At 73.4% G+C, this 15,018-nt stretch carries 10 protein-coding genes; 2 read left to right on the top strand and 8 right to left on the bottom strand.

Annotation, left to right across the window (positions count from 1 at the left end; genetic code table 11):
• Positions 1-34: 34 nt before the first annotated feature.
• Positions 35-3,418 (bottom strand): phosphodiester glycosidase family protein, encoded by a 3,384-nt coding sequence (locus AC5L3X_RS19700; RefSeq protein ID WP_494858622.1) that lies wholly within the window; start codon positions 3,416-3,418, stop codon positions 35-37.
• Positions 3,419-3,502: 84 nt separating this feature from the next.
• The gene (locus AC5L3X_RS19695; protein WP_494858620.1) at positions 3,503-5,710 is read right to left on the bottom strand and encodes a hypothetical protein; all 2,208 of its coding nucleotides are present in this window, start codon (positions 5,708-5,710) and stop codon (positions 3,503-3,505) included.
• A 337-nt stretch (positions 5,711-6,047) separates the two neighbouring features.
• Between AC5L3X_RS19695 and AC5L3X_RS19690 the strand changes: the two genes are divergently transcribed.
• Both AC5L3X_RS19690 and AC5L3X_RS19685 read left to right on the top strand, forming a co-directional pair.
• Positions 6,048-6,656 (top strand): hypothetical protein, encoded by a 609-nt coding sequence (locus tag AC5L3X_RS19690; protein WP_494858618.1) that lies wholly within the window; start codon positions 6,048-6,050, stop codon positions 6,654-6,656.
• Between the two features lie 252 nt (positions 6,657-6,908).
• Complete coding sequence (locus AC5L3X_RS19685; RefSeq protein ID WP_189122980.1) at positions 6,909-7,631, top strand: VIT1/CCC1 transporter family protein; 723 nt, start codon at positions 6,909-6,911, stop codon at positions 7,629-7,631.
• A gap of 17 nt (positions 7,632-7,648) precedes the next feature.
• Here AC5L3X_RS19685 and AC5L3X_RS19680 read toward each other — a convergent pair whose 3' ends face one another.
• The 6 genes from AC5L3X_RS19680 to AC5L3X_RS19655 form a co-directional block, all read right to left on the bottom strand.
• Positions 7,649-8,284, bottom strand: coding sequence for a LysE family translocator (locus AC5L3X_RS19680; RefSeq protein WP_494858616.1), 636 nt, complete (start codon positions 8,282-8,284; stop codon positions 7,649-7,651).
• Positions 8,285-8,321: 37 nt separating this feature from the next.
• Positions 8,322-10,508 carry an alpha-galactosidase gene (locus AC5L3X_RS19675; RefSeq protein ID WP_494858615.1) on the bottom strand — a complete coding sequence of 729 codons (2,187 nt, stop codon included), beginning with the start codon at positions 10,506-10,508 and terminating at the stop codon, positions 8,322-8,324.
• 58 nt (positions 10,509-10,566) lie between these two features.
• Positions 10,567-12,198, bottom strand: a complete 1,632-nt coding sequence (gene pgi, locus AC5L3X_RS19670; protein WP_494858614.1) for a glucose-6-phosphate isomerase — start codon at positions 12,196-12,198, stop codon at positions 10,567-10,569.
• Positions 12,199-12,295: 97 nt separating this feature from the next.
• Complete coding sequence (locus AC5L3X_RS19665) at positions 12,296-14,002, bottom strand: IlvD/Edd family dehydratase (protein ID WP_494858612.1); 1,707 nt, start codon at positions 14,000-14,002, stop codon at positions 12,296-12,298.
• Between the two features lie 48 nt (positions 14,003-14,050).
• The gene (locus tag AC5L3X_RS19660) at positions 14,051-14,518 is read right to left on the bottom strand and encodes an ATP-binding protein (RefSeq protein WP_225262217.1); all 468 of its coding nucleotides are present in this window, start codon (positions 14,516-14,518) and stop codon (positions 14,051-14,053) included.
• A 30-nt stretch (positions 14,519-14,548) separates the two neighbouring features.
• Positions 14,549-14,974 (bottom strand): ATP-binding protein, encoded by a 426-nt coding sequence (locus AC5L3X_RS19655; RefSeq protein ID WP_189122985.1) that lies wholly within the window; start codon positions 14,972-14,974, stop codon positions 14,549-14,551.
• Between the last annotated feature and the right edge of the window lie 44 nt (positions 14,975-15,018).

The following is a 15,018-nucleotide window of genomic DNA, read 5'->3' as shown; positions in this document are numbered from 1 at the left end:
ATCACCCGTCACCGGCGATGGGATCGCCGTCAGGTCAGGCGGCGGCCTTGGCCGCCACCGCGATCACCGCCTCGCGCTCCACGCCGCTGACCGTCACGGTGACCGTGACCTGGCCCGCGCGCAGCGCGGTGAGCGTGCCGGTGTCCGGGTCGAGGACGGCGACGTGCCGGCTCCCGGCCGACGAACGCGAGCCGACGTGCAGGCCGGCCGAGCCGGACCACCGCACGGACACGGGATGGGCGGCGGGCACCGTCCGGGCGCCCTGCCGCACCGTCGCCGTGACCGAGGCGGTGCCGCCCACGGGGAGCGAGGCCGGCGCCGTCAGCGTCAGCTCGTCCACGTGCGGGCGGATCTGGGCGCCGATCCAGGTGGGCGCGTCCACGAACCAGTTGCGCCGGACGTGCTCGGCCTCCCGGGCGCTCACCGGGTCCACGCCCCACAACGACCAGCCGGTGAACCCGCCGTCGTCCGCGGGCGTGGCCGGGTTCTTGCCCGAGTTGCCGTTGATGACGTACGGCACCGCGTCGACCCGCGCCGCGTGGAAGGTGCCGACGTGCGCCCCGATGAACGCGGCGCCCTTGCCGGTCGTCCGCTGGAAGTCGGCCAGCCAGCCCTCGACCAGCGCGGCCTCCTTGCGGTCGCCCAGCTGACTGCCCTTGCCGGGCGTGGGGTCGCGCGGCGGCACGTGGAAGACCACCGCCACCGAGCCAACCGACGCGTCACGGGCCGCCGCGTCGAGTTGCGAGCGCAGCAGCGCGACCTGTTCGTAGCCGCCGCCGCGCAGATTGAGCCGCGAGGTGTCCAGCGTGACGAACCGGGTGCCCTTGTGGTCGAAGGTCCGGTACGTGTCACCGAACACGGCCTTGAAGTCGTCGATCCTGCCGCCCATCACCTCGTGGTTGCCGGGCACGTAGTGGTAGGGCAGTGTCCCGCCCAGCTCCTCGTCGAGGATCCTCTTGGCCAGCGCGAAGTCCGCCGGCGACGCCTCGTCCACCAGGTCGCCGTTGATCAGCAGGAAGTCGGGCGCGGCGGCCTTGATCTCGCGCAGCGTGCGGCGCGCGTTGCGGACGATGTCGCTGTCCGGGTCGCGCGCGACGAACTGGGCGTCCGACATGACCGCGAACCGCCACGGCATCCCGGCCACCTCCGGCCGGACCACCGGATCGGCCACCTTGGCCACGGCCGGCGTCTCGACCGACGGCGGCACCTTGGCCACCAGCCCGTCGATCAGGATCTCGTTGGTGTACCTCTGGTCGGCCTTCGTCTCGGCCACGTAGAAGCGGCGCAGCCGGAGCGGGTGCTCGACGCCCGCCGGCACGGCGAACTCGACGAACTTCCAGCCGGTCCACGTCATGTAGGGGCCGCGCAGGATCTGCGACTGGCCGAGCGCGTCGTAGAACTCCAGGCTGGGCCACTCCCCCTTGCCGGTGGAGTGGATCCACATCCCGAACGCCTGCGGCTGGCCCGGGATCTCCAGTTGCCGGGGCGGGCTGGCGTAGGCGGCCCGCGTCGCCGTGGACTGGGTGAAGTCGTAGGCCAGTTTGAGCCCGCCCCCGCTCTGTCCCGGCGCCGCCGACAGCGAGCCGGTGGCCCGGGCCGCGGCGAAGGCCCAGGAGCCGGCGTCCTCGAAGTCGGCCACCGGTCTGTCCTCGAAGCCCACGGTGACGGGCACGGCGGCGCTCACCTTGCCCACCTTGGCGGTGATCAGGCCCGAGCCGGTGTCCCGCTTGGCCTTCACGGTGAAGTAGCCGTGCTCCGACGGCGTCACCTCGAACAGGTCGCGGTCGTAGGACAGGGTCAGGTCGCCGGGCTCGATGGGCGCGGAGTTGCCGTTGCGGTCGTAGCCGACCACGCCGAACGTGGCGGTGCCGGAGGCTCCGGGCAGGCCGACCCGGTCGGCGGTCATGCCGAGGCGTCGCAGGGGCTGGAGCACGGTGAGCTCCAGGGCGCCCTTGGCGTCGCCTCGGGAGGCGGTGACGGTCGTCTGGCCGGGCACCAGGGCGTGGAACCGCCCGTCGCGGATCACGCCGTGCGCGATCGGCGCGGCGTTCCAGGACGGCGTTCCGGCGGCGGGGCCGTACGTCTCGTCGTATCCGGCGGCGGTCAGCCGCCTGGTGAGGCCAGGGAAGACGCGGTCGGGGCGGCCGCCCGCGACGGGCGAGGCGCCGGGCGCGCGGGCGGGGTCGGTGGCGGTCTCCAGCCAGAAGCCCTTCAGCTTGCCGCTGCCCTCGGGCGCGTACAGGGCCAGGCCGTTGGGGACGTGCCGCTCGCCGCCATCGGACGGGCTGTTCTCGACCTGCGCCTCGGCGGAGCCGGGCTCGCGGGCGAGCAGGGTCGAGGAGCCGCCGCCGTCGAGGTTGAGCGCGTTGGCGGCGCCCAGCTCGGCCATCAGCTCGGCCAGCTCGTCGAGCGTGACGCCGCGGCTGTCGGCCTGGCGGCCGTCCACGGTCAGCAGGTGCATCGTCCGGCCGTCGGCGGAGAAGCCGACCGCGGTGCGCGGATGCGCGGCCGGGTCGGCCGATTTCTGCACCACGCCGTCCTTGACCAGGACGTAGTTGCCGCCCACCGCCGCCTTGACGGCGCCGCCGTCTGACGCCTTCGGCCGGTACGTCACGTCGACGCGGTCGCCGGTCTTGAGCGCGGCCAGGGCGGCGGCACCGGCGTCGCGGCCGAGCAGGATCGTGGTGCCGGCGGGGATCGGGCCGCTGCCGGCGGCCTGGCGTACCTCGGTGACGACCCCGTCCACCAGCTCGACCTCGGTGACGGCGGTGGCGCCCTCGACGGCGCGGGCCCGCGAGTAGGAGCCCCACAGCGGTGTGAACAGGCCGGCCCCGCCCGCCTGGACGAGCTGGTTGAACTGGGTGAGCGTGATCGGGGAGCCGCCGGCGGGGGTGGCGGTGCCCTCGAAGTACATCTTCAGCACCCGGCCCACGCCGTCGCCGGTGATCGCGACGGCGTTCTCGTGTCCGGCGATGGGCGACTGGACGAGCGAGCCGTTCTGGACGCCGATGCCCTGGGCGGCGCCGGAGTTGTTGATGTCGAAGAAGTCGCCGTTGACGGCGGCGACGGCGCGAGCGCGGTTGGCCGGGCCGGACAGCGGCTCGGTCTTCGACACCTCGCCCGAATAGACGTAGTCGGCCTTGGCGCTGCCGAGGTCGGCGGTGAGCGCGTCGGCGCGGAGCCAGCCGAGCGCGTCGTAGCGGTCGAACGAGGTGAGCGAGATGCCGGGGGCGACGGGCCGGGTCTTCCGGTCCGTCTCCAGCCGCTCACCGGAGGCGGCGGCGAGCAGGGTCGAGGGGGGCGGGTAGGACGACGCGGTGAGCGCGTCCTCTGCGGGGGGCTGCGGATCGGCCGACGCGGGCGCCGCGACGCCTAAGACGAGCGCGGCGGCCACGGCCGCGTAACGGAGGGTCTGCACGACCGAACTCAATCGCCCGTGGCTATTGTTTTCAAGACTTGGCGATGAACTAAAGGAAAATTTCAGACTCTGATCGGGCCGCGGTCAGGCCTTGCCCGGCACGGGATCGGCCAGCGGCGCCGGTTCACCGGACCTGCCGGGCTCACCGGACCTGCCGGGCTCACCGGACCTGCCGGGCTCACCGGGCTCACCCGGCCCGGCCGGCTCGCCGCCGAGCGGCTGCGTCTGCTCCGGCAGCCGCAGCCCGGCGTAGAGGACCAGAGGCACGGCCAGCGCCACGACCATCGACAGGACGGCCGTGCCGGAGTCGTTGACCAGCATCCCGACCACGCCGCTGACCAGCGCCCCGATGAGACCGGCGCGCAGCATCGGGGCCCGAGCGAACGCCTGGGGCAGCAGGCCCGCGCTGGCCTGCCCGGGCCGCAGCAGCGCGAAGACCAGGAACGCCAGGCCGACGATCACGATCGGCATCAGGTTGGGCGAGAGCATGGTGTTGAGCATGGCGCCGAGCTTGCGGCCGATCATGGGCAGGAACGTCCCTTCGATCACCTGCCCGACGAACCGGCCCAGGTGCGTCTGGGAGGCGGGCGGGCGCAGGTGGTCGAGCACCGCGATGACCGACACGGCCAGGCCGCCCAGCACGCAGAACCCGGCGAGCTTCGCCGGTGAGACCCGCTTGCCCGCCACGAGCAGCGCGGTCACGGCGATGCCCGGGACGAACGCGATCACGCCGCCGAAGTCGCTGCCGATGCCCGGCCAGCCGGCCAGCAGCATGGCCGCCACGCCCAGCGTCGCGACGATCGTCACCGCGAGCCGACGCCGCCCGGCGCGCACCAGGTGGTCGGCGGCGACCGCGGTCACCATGAGCACGGCCGTGGCCAGCAGCGCGAACGGGATGTTGGCCAGCCCGTGGTAGCGCCCGCCGACCACGGCGGTGTAGCCCATCAGGCTGTTGAACTGCAGGGGCGTGCCGGTGAGCAGGTCGCCGACCAGGACGGCGGCGGTGACCCCGGCGACCACGGCGGGCGGCCCCAGCGGGTGGCGCCGCCACGGCCCGGCCATCGCCACCAGCAGGATGAGCCCGGCCAGGCCGACCACCCCGCCGACCAGCGCCACCGCGGGCTGGTCGCCCCGCGCCCAGGGCAGCAGGTTGACCAGGTACGTCGAGACGGGGACGGAGGCGAGCCCGAGCGCGACCACTCCGACGGCCATCGGCCGCCTGCGCCGCGCCAGCAGGAGGTAGGCGATCACGTAGAACACGACCTGGCTGATGGCGAACGCGGTGAAGAACACGCCGGTGGTCAGCCGTACGGTCGTGCCGGCCAGGTCGGCCCTGCGCAGGTCGGCGGCGGCCTCGTCGAGACCGGCGGTGCGGCCGAGCGCCCACGGCGAGCCGATGACGGTCGGCGGGATGGCGACGCCGGCCGCGGTCAGCACGGTGGGCGCGATGTCGGGCAGGATCACGATGTCCTCGCGCCGCGTGGACGTGGTGCCGACGAACGCTCCGGCCGCTCCGGGCCGCTTCCACATGACGACCCGCAGATGCGGCACCGAGCCGTGGTCGCCGATCCCGGCGAGCACCACCTCGGCGTCGGCGGGGATCCTGGCGAGGGCCGCCCCGACCTCGGCGTCGGCGGCGCGCACCGCCTGCTCGCGGCGGGCGGGGCCGAGGGCGTCGGGCTCCTTGGGCAGCCGGCCGTCGGTCAGGTAGGGGCTGATCAGCTCGTCCACGTCGACGGCGACGACCTTGCAGCGTGACCAGTCGGTCAGGCCGGCCGGGTCGGCGGCGTAGAGGTCGACGGAGCCCTTGCGGTCGGCCAGCGCCAGGGCGGCGCCCCGGCCGACCGCGGCGGTGCATTGGCCGGCCGCGTGCACGGCCTCGCCGAGGGTGCCGGCGTAGGTGCCGTCGCGCTCGCCGAGCAGGTCGGCGAAGCCGGGAACCGTCGCGCCCGTGCCCTGTGGGGCGGGCTCGGGCGGCAGGCCGCAGCCGTGGCCGACGGCGGACCGCACCCCGGCCGAGACGGTCAGCCAGCCGTCGTGAGGACAGGTGACGGTGCCCAGGGTCTTGACCGAGACCGAGCCGAGCCCGCTCTGCCCGGCCAGCCGCCACAGGTGCGGGGTGATCGCCGGGTCGAGGTCGTCCCAGTGCAGGCCGGGCACTCCGATGAAGGCCACCCGCCCGTCGGCCTGGCTCGCGGCCTGACCCGTGTCCTGGGCGGCGGCGAGCGCGCCCGAGGCGGGCAGCGCCCAGCACAGCGTCGCCGCGACCACGAGCAGTAGCGCCTTCCTCACCATCGGCCCCCATAAGAGTGAGGAGCCCGCGGCGGAGATCTCCGATGCGCCCCGCGGTGCTCACGTCGGGAAAGTCGTCGGCAACCTAGCACGGGGCCGTCCGCCGTCGCGTCACCTTTTGATCAACGTTCCGCCCGCGTTGTCGCACCCGCCGTGCCGCGGTCCAGGCCGGAGGTTTCACCCGGTGCCGGACCCATCACTGGCGTCCGCGCGGCCGACGGCGCAGACTGGAAGGACGGCGATCCGTGGAAGTGGAGCACCCGTGGACAACAACCTAGATCACATGCCGGTTCTGTCCCGAGGTAGGCATCGAAACCCGAAACGTGGTGCCTGCTTCATGGAGCTGGCGTCCTACCTAGCCGGAGAACGGTGGAGCGATCACCCGGCCTGCACGCACCCGCTGCTGGCCGCTCTCGCCCGCCTGGTCAACGACAATGTCGGCGACAAGAGTCGCGCCGAGCTCGTCGACCTCGTCCCGTCGATCATCGGCCTGGCCGGTGACGACCTTCGCGTGGACGCGCGGCTCGCGTTGCGCTGCGCGACGACCGCGCTGCCGGTGGCGGCGGCCGAGCGCCAGCTCGCCCTGGCGGTGTCGGTGCTGGCCGCCGAGGAGATGCTGGCCAGGCTCGACGGCGCGCCGTCAGGGCGGATGAGCGAGCGCAGCAGGGAGGCGATGGCCCAGGTGCCGCAGGCGGCCGAGCAGGCGAGGCGGTTCAGCCGGGCGGCGCGCATCACCGAGAAGGGCTTCCGCCGCTACGCCGCGCCCAACGCGGTCCAGCTCTCGGTGGTCGGGATCGTGCAGGCGTGCATCCCCGATCCGGACAGGCTGCTCCGTGAGCTGCTGGCGGGCGCGATCGGCGACTGCTCGGCGCTGATCCGCGGCGTGGGCCCGGCCGCCGGGGCGGAGACTCCTCGCGAGGAGGGTGCCGTCCCCGTCCACGCCTGAGGCGTCCGGCCGAGCCGGGGGTGATTCCGGTCACCTCCGGGCGGTGGCGCGCACCCTCTCGCGGCGGTCCCGGAGGGTGGCGATCAGCTGATCAGAGGCGGCTGACCTCCTTCGTCATCCGCCCGGATTTTCACGACATACTGTCACCAAACCAATGAAAGCGCAGGTCAGGCAAGCCTCTCCTTCGTTGCGACACGTACGGAAATATGTCTAAATTTTCATACGAGTTGTGATCAGGAGGGGAAAGTTTTCATGACCATCGAGCTCGCCCAGCCGCACTCCCCGGAGCGGCATCACACCCACCGGGACGTGTCCGGAGGGTGGTTGCGGCCGGCGGTGTTCGGCGCGATGGACGGACTCGTCTCAAACTTCGCGTTGATCGCCGGAGTGGTGGGCGCGGCGGGCGCGGGCCAGGCGGCAGTGCTGGCGGGGTTCGCGGGCCTGGCCGCCGGGGCGTTCTCGATGGCGGCGGGCGAATACACGTCGGTGAAGTCGCAGACGGAGCTGATGCGCGCGGAGATCGCCGTGGAGCGCCGCGAGCTGGCCCGCGACCCCGACGGAGAGCAGGCGGAGCTGGCCGCGCTGTACCGGTCCCGCGGCCTGGACGCCGAGCTGGCCGAGCAGGTGGCCGCCGGGCTGTCGGCCGACCCGGAGCAGGCGTTGCGCGTGCACGTACGCGAGGAGCTGGGCGTCGACCCGGACGACCTGCCGTCGCCCTACCTGGCCGCCGCCTCGTCCTTCGGCGCGTTCTCCGCCGGGGCACTGGTGCCGCTGGTGCCGTTCCTGTTCGGGGCGTCGGGGCTGGGGGTGGCGGTGGTGCTGAGCGTGCTGGCGTTGTTCGGGTTCGGGGCGGTGGTCGCCCGGCTGACCGCCCGGCCGTGGTGGCTGGGCGGCCTGCGGCAGCTGGGGCTGGGCGTCGGCGCGGCGACCGTCACCTACGGGCTCGGCCACCTTCTCGGCGTCACGATCGCCTGACATTCCACGGGCACGCGCTAGGGACGACCGGCGGCCGCCAGGTTGACGCCGAGCCCGATGAGGGCGGCGCCGGTCAGACCGTCGATGCTCCGGCGTACGGCCGGCCTGGCGAACACCTTGCGCAACGCCCCCACGATGTTGGCCACCACCATGAACCACGCCACGGTCCCCGCGAGCGCGATGACCGACAGCACCAGCGCGTCGCCCAGCGCGGCGTCAGAGGCGACGAACTGCGGCACCAGGGCTACGAAGAACAGCGCCGCCTTGGGGTTGAGCACGTTCGTCAGCAGCCCTTCGGCGAACGCCGCCCACGAGCTCCGGCCACCCGGATCCGGCACGTCCAGGCTCAGCTCGCCGCCCGAGCGCAGGGCCGCCCGCAGCGCCTTGACGCCGAGGAACAGCAGGTAGGCGGCGCCGACCACCTTGACCACGGTGAAGGCCACCGCCGAGGCCGCCAGCAGGGCCGCGATGCCCGTCGCCGCGGCCGCCACCCAGGCGGACACCCCGAGGGAGATGCCCGCCGCGGCCGCCATGCCGTGGCCGCGACCGGAGACCGCGGAGCGGCGGACGACGACCGCGAAGTCGGGCCCGGGAGACATCGCCCCGAGCATCACCACTCCGCCGAAGGCCACGATCTGCGTCACAGAGGTCATGACGCCCTACCCTACGGCGCGCGGGCGGGCCGAAGCCCTATGTCCGTCGCAGCACCACCATCTCGCTGCGGTAGTCGGCGCCCGCGTGCCGCCAGGTCGGCAGGACCAGGCCGTGGTGCATGAGGGTGGCGCCGTGCCGGTCGACGCCATGGGAGTCCCGGTAGACGGCGTCGGGGTCGAGGCCGGCCAGCCGCAGCCGCCGGGGCGGCCGCCGGTCCAGCGTGTACGGGTTGTAGGCGAGCACGACGACCCGGTCACCGAGGGTGTACTGCACGGCCGAGGCGGTGCTGCCGGGCGTGCCGGCCAGCCGGTGCAGGACGCCGTGCTGGATGACCGGCCGCACCGCCTTGTAGTCGGCGACCAGCCGCCGCGCCTCCTCCAACTCCTCGTCGCTCCACCGGGTCAGGTCGCCGCCGATGCCGAGCGTGCCGGCCATGGCGACGTGGAACCGGTAGCGCAGCGGCACCGCGCGACCGGTGATCGGGTTGGGGCTGTCGGTCACCCAGCAGGACATGGCGCTCGCCGGGTAGAGGTAGGAGAAGCCCTGCTGGATCGGCTGCCGGTCGCGGGCGTCGGTGTTGTCGGAGGTCCACACCTGGTCCGTACGCCGCAGCACGCCGAAGTCGATCCGCCCGCCGCCGCCGGAGCACGACTCGATCCTGAGCCGGGGATGCCGCCGGCGCAGCTCGTCCATGATCGCGTAGACGCCTCTGGTGTGCTCGATCCAGAGCAGGTCGCCGCCCTCGGCCCAGCCGGCCTGGCTGAAGCTGCGGTTCATGTCCCACTTGAGATAGGCCAGGTCGTGCTCGCCGACCAGGCCGTCGAGCCAGCCGAGCGCCCAGGCGCGCACGTCGTCACGGGCGAAGTTGAGCACGAGCTGGTTGCGCATGGTGTCGCGGCGGCGTCCGGGATAGTGCAGCACCCAGTCGGGACGCTCGCGGTAGAGGTCGCTGTCGGGGTTGACCATCTCGGGCTCGACCCAGAGGCCGGGCAGCATGCCTAGCTCGCGGACCCCGGCGAAGAGCGCGCCCAGGCCGCGCGGGAAGCGGTCGGGGTTCGGCCACCAGTCGCCGAGGCCACGAGTGTCGCCGGTGCGCCGGCCGAACCAGCCGTCGTCCACGACGAACAGCTCCACGCCCAGGCCGGCGGCCCTGCGGGCGAGGTCGAGCTGGCCCTCCTCGGTGACGTCGAACCAGGTGGCCTCCCACGAGTTGTAGAGCACGGGCCGTTCCTCGTCCGGAGTGGGCAGCACATGCCGGCGGGCGTGGTCGTGCCAGGCCCGGCTGGCCGCGCCGTGGCCGCCGTCGGTGTGCAGGCCGAGCGCGGGCGGGGTGCTCAGGGTGGCGCCGGGGGCGAGCGGCCAGGACAGGCCCTCGTGGCCGAACCCGGCGCTGACCGCCACGTCGCCTTCGGGCCGCCGCTGGGTGGTGAGTCGCCACGAGCCGCTCCAGGCCAGCGCCACGCTCCAGACCCGGCCGCTGGTCTCGGTGGCGTCACCGATCATGATCCACGGGTTGGCCTTGTGGGAGGTGGTGCCGGTCCGGCTGGTGAACGTCGTCTCGCCGGGCGGCAGCTCGCCGTGGTGCACGTGGGTCTCGCTCCCCCACCCGCCCGCCACGCCGGTGTAGCGGAACCCGGCCTGCTCGGGGATGACCCAGCTCCCGGAGTCGGCCCGCAGCAGCCGCACCGGCTCGGCCGACTCGTTGGTCAGGGTCACCCAGCGCTCGATGACGTCGCAGTCGTCGAAGACGCGGAAGTGCAGGCCGACGCGCAGGCCGCAGACGTGGTCGCGCAGCACGAGGCCGAGCTCGTTCTCGCCGTGGACGGCCTGCTCGAAGCCGAGCTCGACCGAGCGCACCCCGCCCGGGTGGACGGCCTGCAGCGACGGCACGCCCCAGCGGCGGCCGCCGTCGACGGGCAGCAGCTCGCCGGCGTCGGCGGGGTCGAGGAAGCCGGTGGGGATCCCGCCCGGCAACGGGTCGGTGAGCTGGCCGAGCGCCGCGACGGGTGGGCGCGGGCCCCAGTAGCGCTGGACGACGCGGCTCTCTCCGCCCGTCGCGGCACGCGGCTCCGCTCCCGGCCCGTCGTCCGGGCCGATGTCGATCTCCACGCCGGTCCCGGCGTCGGCCGTCGCCGGGACCGTCTCGACGCTGAAGACGTACGCGGTGGCCGGGGTGAGCGCCGCCCAGGTGTGGTCGCGGCCGGGTACCGGGATGAGGGGCATGCCTGAGATCGTCGGACGGCCGGGCCCCGGCCGTCAACGCGGGCACGCCCCGGGGCGGTCAGGGACGCCGGCCGCGCAGCTCCCGGTAGGCGCGCACGAGCCGCTCGGTGGACGGATCAGGGAAGGTGACCGGCGGCTCCTCGGAGGTGAGCGCGGGCGCCAGGTCGAGCGCCATCTTCTTGCCCAGCTCGACGCCCCACTGGTCGAAGGAGTCGATGCCCCAGACGGTGCCCTCGACGAACACGATGTGCTCGTAGAGCGCGACGAGCTGGCCCAGTGTGAAGGGGGTGAGCTTGGGCGCCAGGATCGTCGAGGTGGGCCGGTTGCCCGGCATCACCTTGTGCGGGACGAGCCCGGCCGGCGTGCCCTCGCCGGCGATCTCCTCGGCGGTCCTGCCGAACGCGAGCGCCGAGGTCTGCGCGAACAGGTTGGCGTTGAGCAGGTCGTGCATGCCCTCGCGGTCCTCGAACGGCTCGGCGAAGCCGATGAAGTCGGCCGGCACCAGGCGGGTGCCCTGGTGCAGCAGTTGGTAGAAGGCGTGCTGGCCGTTGGTGCCGGGCTCGCCCCAGAAGATCTCGCCGGTGGCGGCGGTGACGGGCTCGCCGTCGGCGCCCACCGACTTGCCGTTGGACTCCATGGTCAGCTGCTGCAGGTAGGCCGGGAAGCGGTGCAGCCGCTGGCTGTAGGGCAGGACGGCCCTGGTCTCGGCGCCGAAGAAGTTGGAGTACCAGATGCCGAGCAGCCCGAGCAGCACGGGCATGTTGGCCGCGAAGGGCGCGCTCCGGAAGTGCTCGTCGATGACGTGGAACCCGGCCAGCATCTCGCGGAACCGCTCGGGCCCGATGGCGAGCATCAGCGACAGGCCGATCGCGCCGTCGTAGGAGTAGCGCCCGCCCACCCAGTCCCAGAAGCCGAACATGTTCGCGGTGTCGATGCCGAACTCGGCGACCTTGGCGGCGTTGGTGGAGACGGCCACGAAGTGCCGGGCGACGGCGTCCTCACCGAGCGCGCCGACCAGCCAGTCGCGGGCGACCTTGGCGTTGGTGAGGGTCTCGAGCGTGGTGAACGTCTTGGAGCTGATCACGAACAACGTGGTCGCGGGGTCGAGCCCGGCGAGGTTGCCGGTGATGTCGGCCGGGTCGATGTTGGAGACGAACCTGGCCTGGACGCCCGCGTCGGCGTAGTCGCGCAGCGCCTCGTAGGCCATGGCGGGGCCCAGGTCGGAGCCGCCGATGCCGATGTTGACCACCGTCGTGATCGGCTGCCCGGTGGCGCCGCGCCACTCGCGGGAGCGGACCCGGTCGGCGAAGGCGCTCATCCTGCCGAGCACCTCGTGCACGTCGGCGGTCACGTCCTGGCCGTCGACGACGAGCGCCGCGCCGGGCGGCGTGCGCAGCGCCACGTGCAGCACCGCCCGGTCCTCGCTGACGTTGATGTGGTCGCCGCGGAACATGGCCTCGACGCGCTCGCGCAGCCCGGCCCGCTCGGCCAGCGCCACCAGCAGGTCGACGGTCTCGGACGTCACCCGGTGCTTGGAGTAGTCGAGGAGCAGGTCACCGGCGGTCAGCGTCATCCGCCCGGCGCGGCCGGGGTCCTCGGCGAACAGCTCCCGAAGGTGCCTGCCCGCCAGCTCCTCGTGGTGCTTGGCCAGAGCCGTCCACTCGTGGCTCCGGGTGATGTCGCCGCCCACGTCTTCCTCCTCGTACCGTCGAAAACCGATCACATGCTGCCGTAACCCCGTACCCGGCTGGGACGATTCCGCGCACGGCGGAGTGACTCTTCAGCCGTCAGTGGGAGTCGCGGCCCACGCCCGCGCCGCTCGACCCGGTGAGGAAGTCGAGGTCGGCTCCCCGGTCGGCCTGGGTGACGTGGTCGACGTAGAGGCGTTCCCAGCCGCGTACGGGGCGGGCGTGGCCGGTCATGACCGGCTCGCGGGCGGCCAGCTCACCGGCGGGCAGGTCCACGTCGAGGCGGCGGGCGGCCACGTCGAGCACGATGGGGTCACCGCTGCGCACCCGGGCCAGCGGCCCGCCCGCGGCGGCCTCCGGCGCGACGTGCAGGACGACCGTGCCGTAGGCGGTGCCGCTCATCCGCGCGTCGCTGATCCGCACCATGTCGCGCACCCCCTTGGCCAGCAGTCTGGCGGGCAGCGGCAGGTTGCCGACCTCCGGCATGCCCGGGTAGCCCCTGGGCCCGCAGCCGCGCAGCACCAGCACGGACGTCTCGTCCACGTCGAGGCCGGGTGAGTCGAGCCGGGCGTGGACGTCCTCGATGCCGTCGAAGACGACGGCCCGGCCGCGGTGCCGGAGCAGTTCGGGCGAGGCGGCGGCGGGTTTGATCACGGCGCCGTCGGGGGCGAGGTTTCCGCGCAGGACCGCGATGCCCGCGTCGGGCAGCAGCGGGTCGGCGCGCCGCCTGATGACGGTCTCGTCCCAGACGACGGCGTCCGCGAGGTGCTCGACGAGCGGCCGGCCGGTGACGGTCGGCGCGGCGGGGTCGAGCAGGTCCTCGACCTCCTTCAGCAGGGCGAGCAGCCCGCCCGCCCGGAACAGGTCGTCCATCAGGTGGCGGCCGGCGGGCTGGAGGTCGGCGAGCAGCGGCACCCCGGAGCCCGCGCGGTCGAAGTCGTCGAGGGTGAGCGGGACGCCCAGGCGGCCGGCGATGGCCAGCAGGTGGACGACCGCGTTGGTGGAGCCGCCGATCGCGGCGAGGGTCACGATCGCGTTCAGGAACGAGCCCCTGGTCATCACATCGCTCGGGCGGCGGCCCCGGCGCACCAGCTCGACGGCGAGGCGGCCGGTCTCGTGGGAGCGCTGGAGCAGCCTGCTGTCGGGGGCGGGGGTGCCGGCCGTGCCGGGCAGGGTCATGCCGAGGGCCTCGGCCACGCAGGCCATGGTGGAGGCGGTGCCCATCGTGTTGCAGTGGCCACGGCTGCGGATCATCGACGACTCCGACCGCAGGAACGCCTCGCGGGACAGGGTGCCGGCGCGCACCTCCTCGCTGAGCCGCCACACGTCGGTGCCGCAGCCGAGGGGCACGCCGCGGAAGTGGCCGGTCAGCATCGGGCCGCCGGGCAGCACGACCGCGGGCAGGTCGACCGAGGCGGCGGCCATGAGCAGCGACGGGATCGTCTTGTCGCAGCCGCCGAGCAGCACCACGCCGTCGATCGGGTTGGCGCGCAGCATCTCCTCGGTGGCCATGGCGGCGAGATTGCGCCAGAGCATCGCGGTGGGCCGGACGTTGGTCTCGCCCAGGGAGACGACCGGCAGGTTGAGCGGGATCCCACCGGCCGCCCACACGCCCTGCTTCACGCTGTCGGCGATCTCGTTCAGATGGGAGTTGCAGGGGGTGAGGTCGGAGGCGGTGTTGGCGATCGCGATGTGCGGCCGCTCGCCGTCGAACGCCTCGTCCGGCAGGCCGCGGCGCATCCAGGCACGGTGGATCAAGGAGTTTCGGTCGTCACCTGAGTACCAGCGCGCACTGCGGAGACCCATGTCCGGCACCATATCGCGACCTGTCCGGATATCCAGGGGACGCCGGGGTCAGGCGCGGTCGGCGGACCCGCTCGCGGGCCGGTGGGACCGCTCGGCGCGGCCACCGGGCAGCTTCTTGGCGATGAGGACGGTGGTGCCGGCGGGGCCGGTCGCGAACACCGCGCCGTCGGTGAGCCGGCGGATCAGCCAGATGCCCCGGCCGCCGAGCTGGGAGGGCTCGGGCAGCTCCGACTCGTCGAGGTAGCGCGCGGGGATGCCGCCGCCGGAGTCTCTGACCTCGCAGAGCAGGGTCTCGCCCTCGCGCCACAGGCGCAGCCGCCCCTGCCCGCCGCCATGGGCCAGGACATTGACCAGACACTCGTTGACCGCCATGACGAAGTCTTCGAGCCGCTCGCCGATCAACCCCTGCTCGCGCGCGTGCCGCTGGACGGCGGCGCGGGTGTCGGCCAGGCTGCTCTCCGCGAAGAACGTGACGAACAACGGCGGGGGGCCGACATCACCGGAGTCTGTGTTCACCCGCCCGCCTACCAGAGCTGAATGGGGCCCTTACGGCACAGCGCCCTCGCGTGCGGAGAGGTCCATCGCGATGTGTACGGCGGTGCCATCCGGGCCGGTCGTAAGGGCGACCTTATCGGCCAGGCGACGGATCAGCCAAATGCCCCAGCCTCCCAGCGAGGACGGCGGCGGCGGATCGGTGCGGTCCAGCCGGCGCGCGGGGATGCCGGGCCCCTGGTCCTCGATCTCGCAGTGCAGGGCGCCTCGGCGGCACCACACGCGCAGCCGGCCGCGTCCGCCGCCGTGGGCGACGGCGTTGACCATGGCCTCGTTCACCACCAGGGCGAGGTCGATCACCCGCTCGGGCGACATTCCCTGGGCCCGGGCCAGGCTCATCGCGGCGGTGCGCGCCCGTGGGATGTTCTTCTGGGTAAAGGGAATGCTGAACGCCTGCTCGTCTGCTCTCCTGATCTCCATGACGCCTCGCTGCTCGACGGGTTCGCATCCTCTGCCCAGGAGAG

The organism is Nonomuraea sp. CX421 (genome assembly GCF_059358955.1).
The sequence above is the reverse complement of the archived record's forward strand: the minus strand, read 5'-3'. Positions and strand labels throughout refer to the sequence as shown.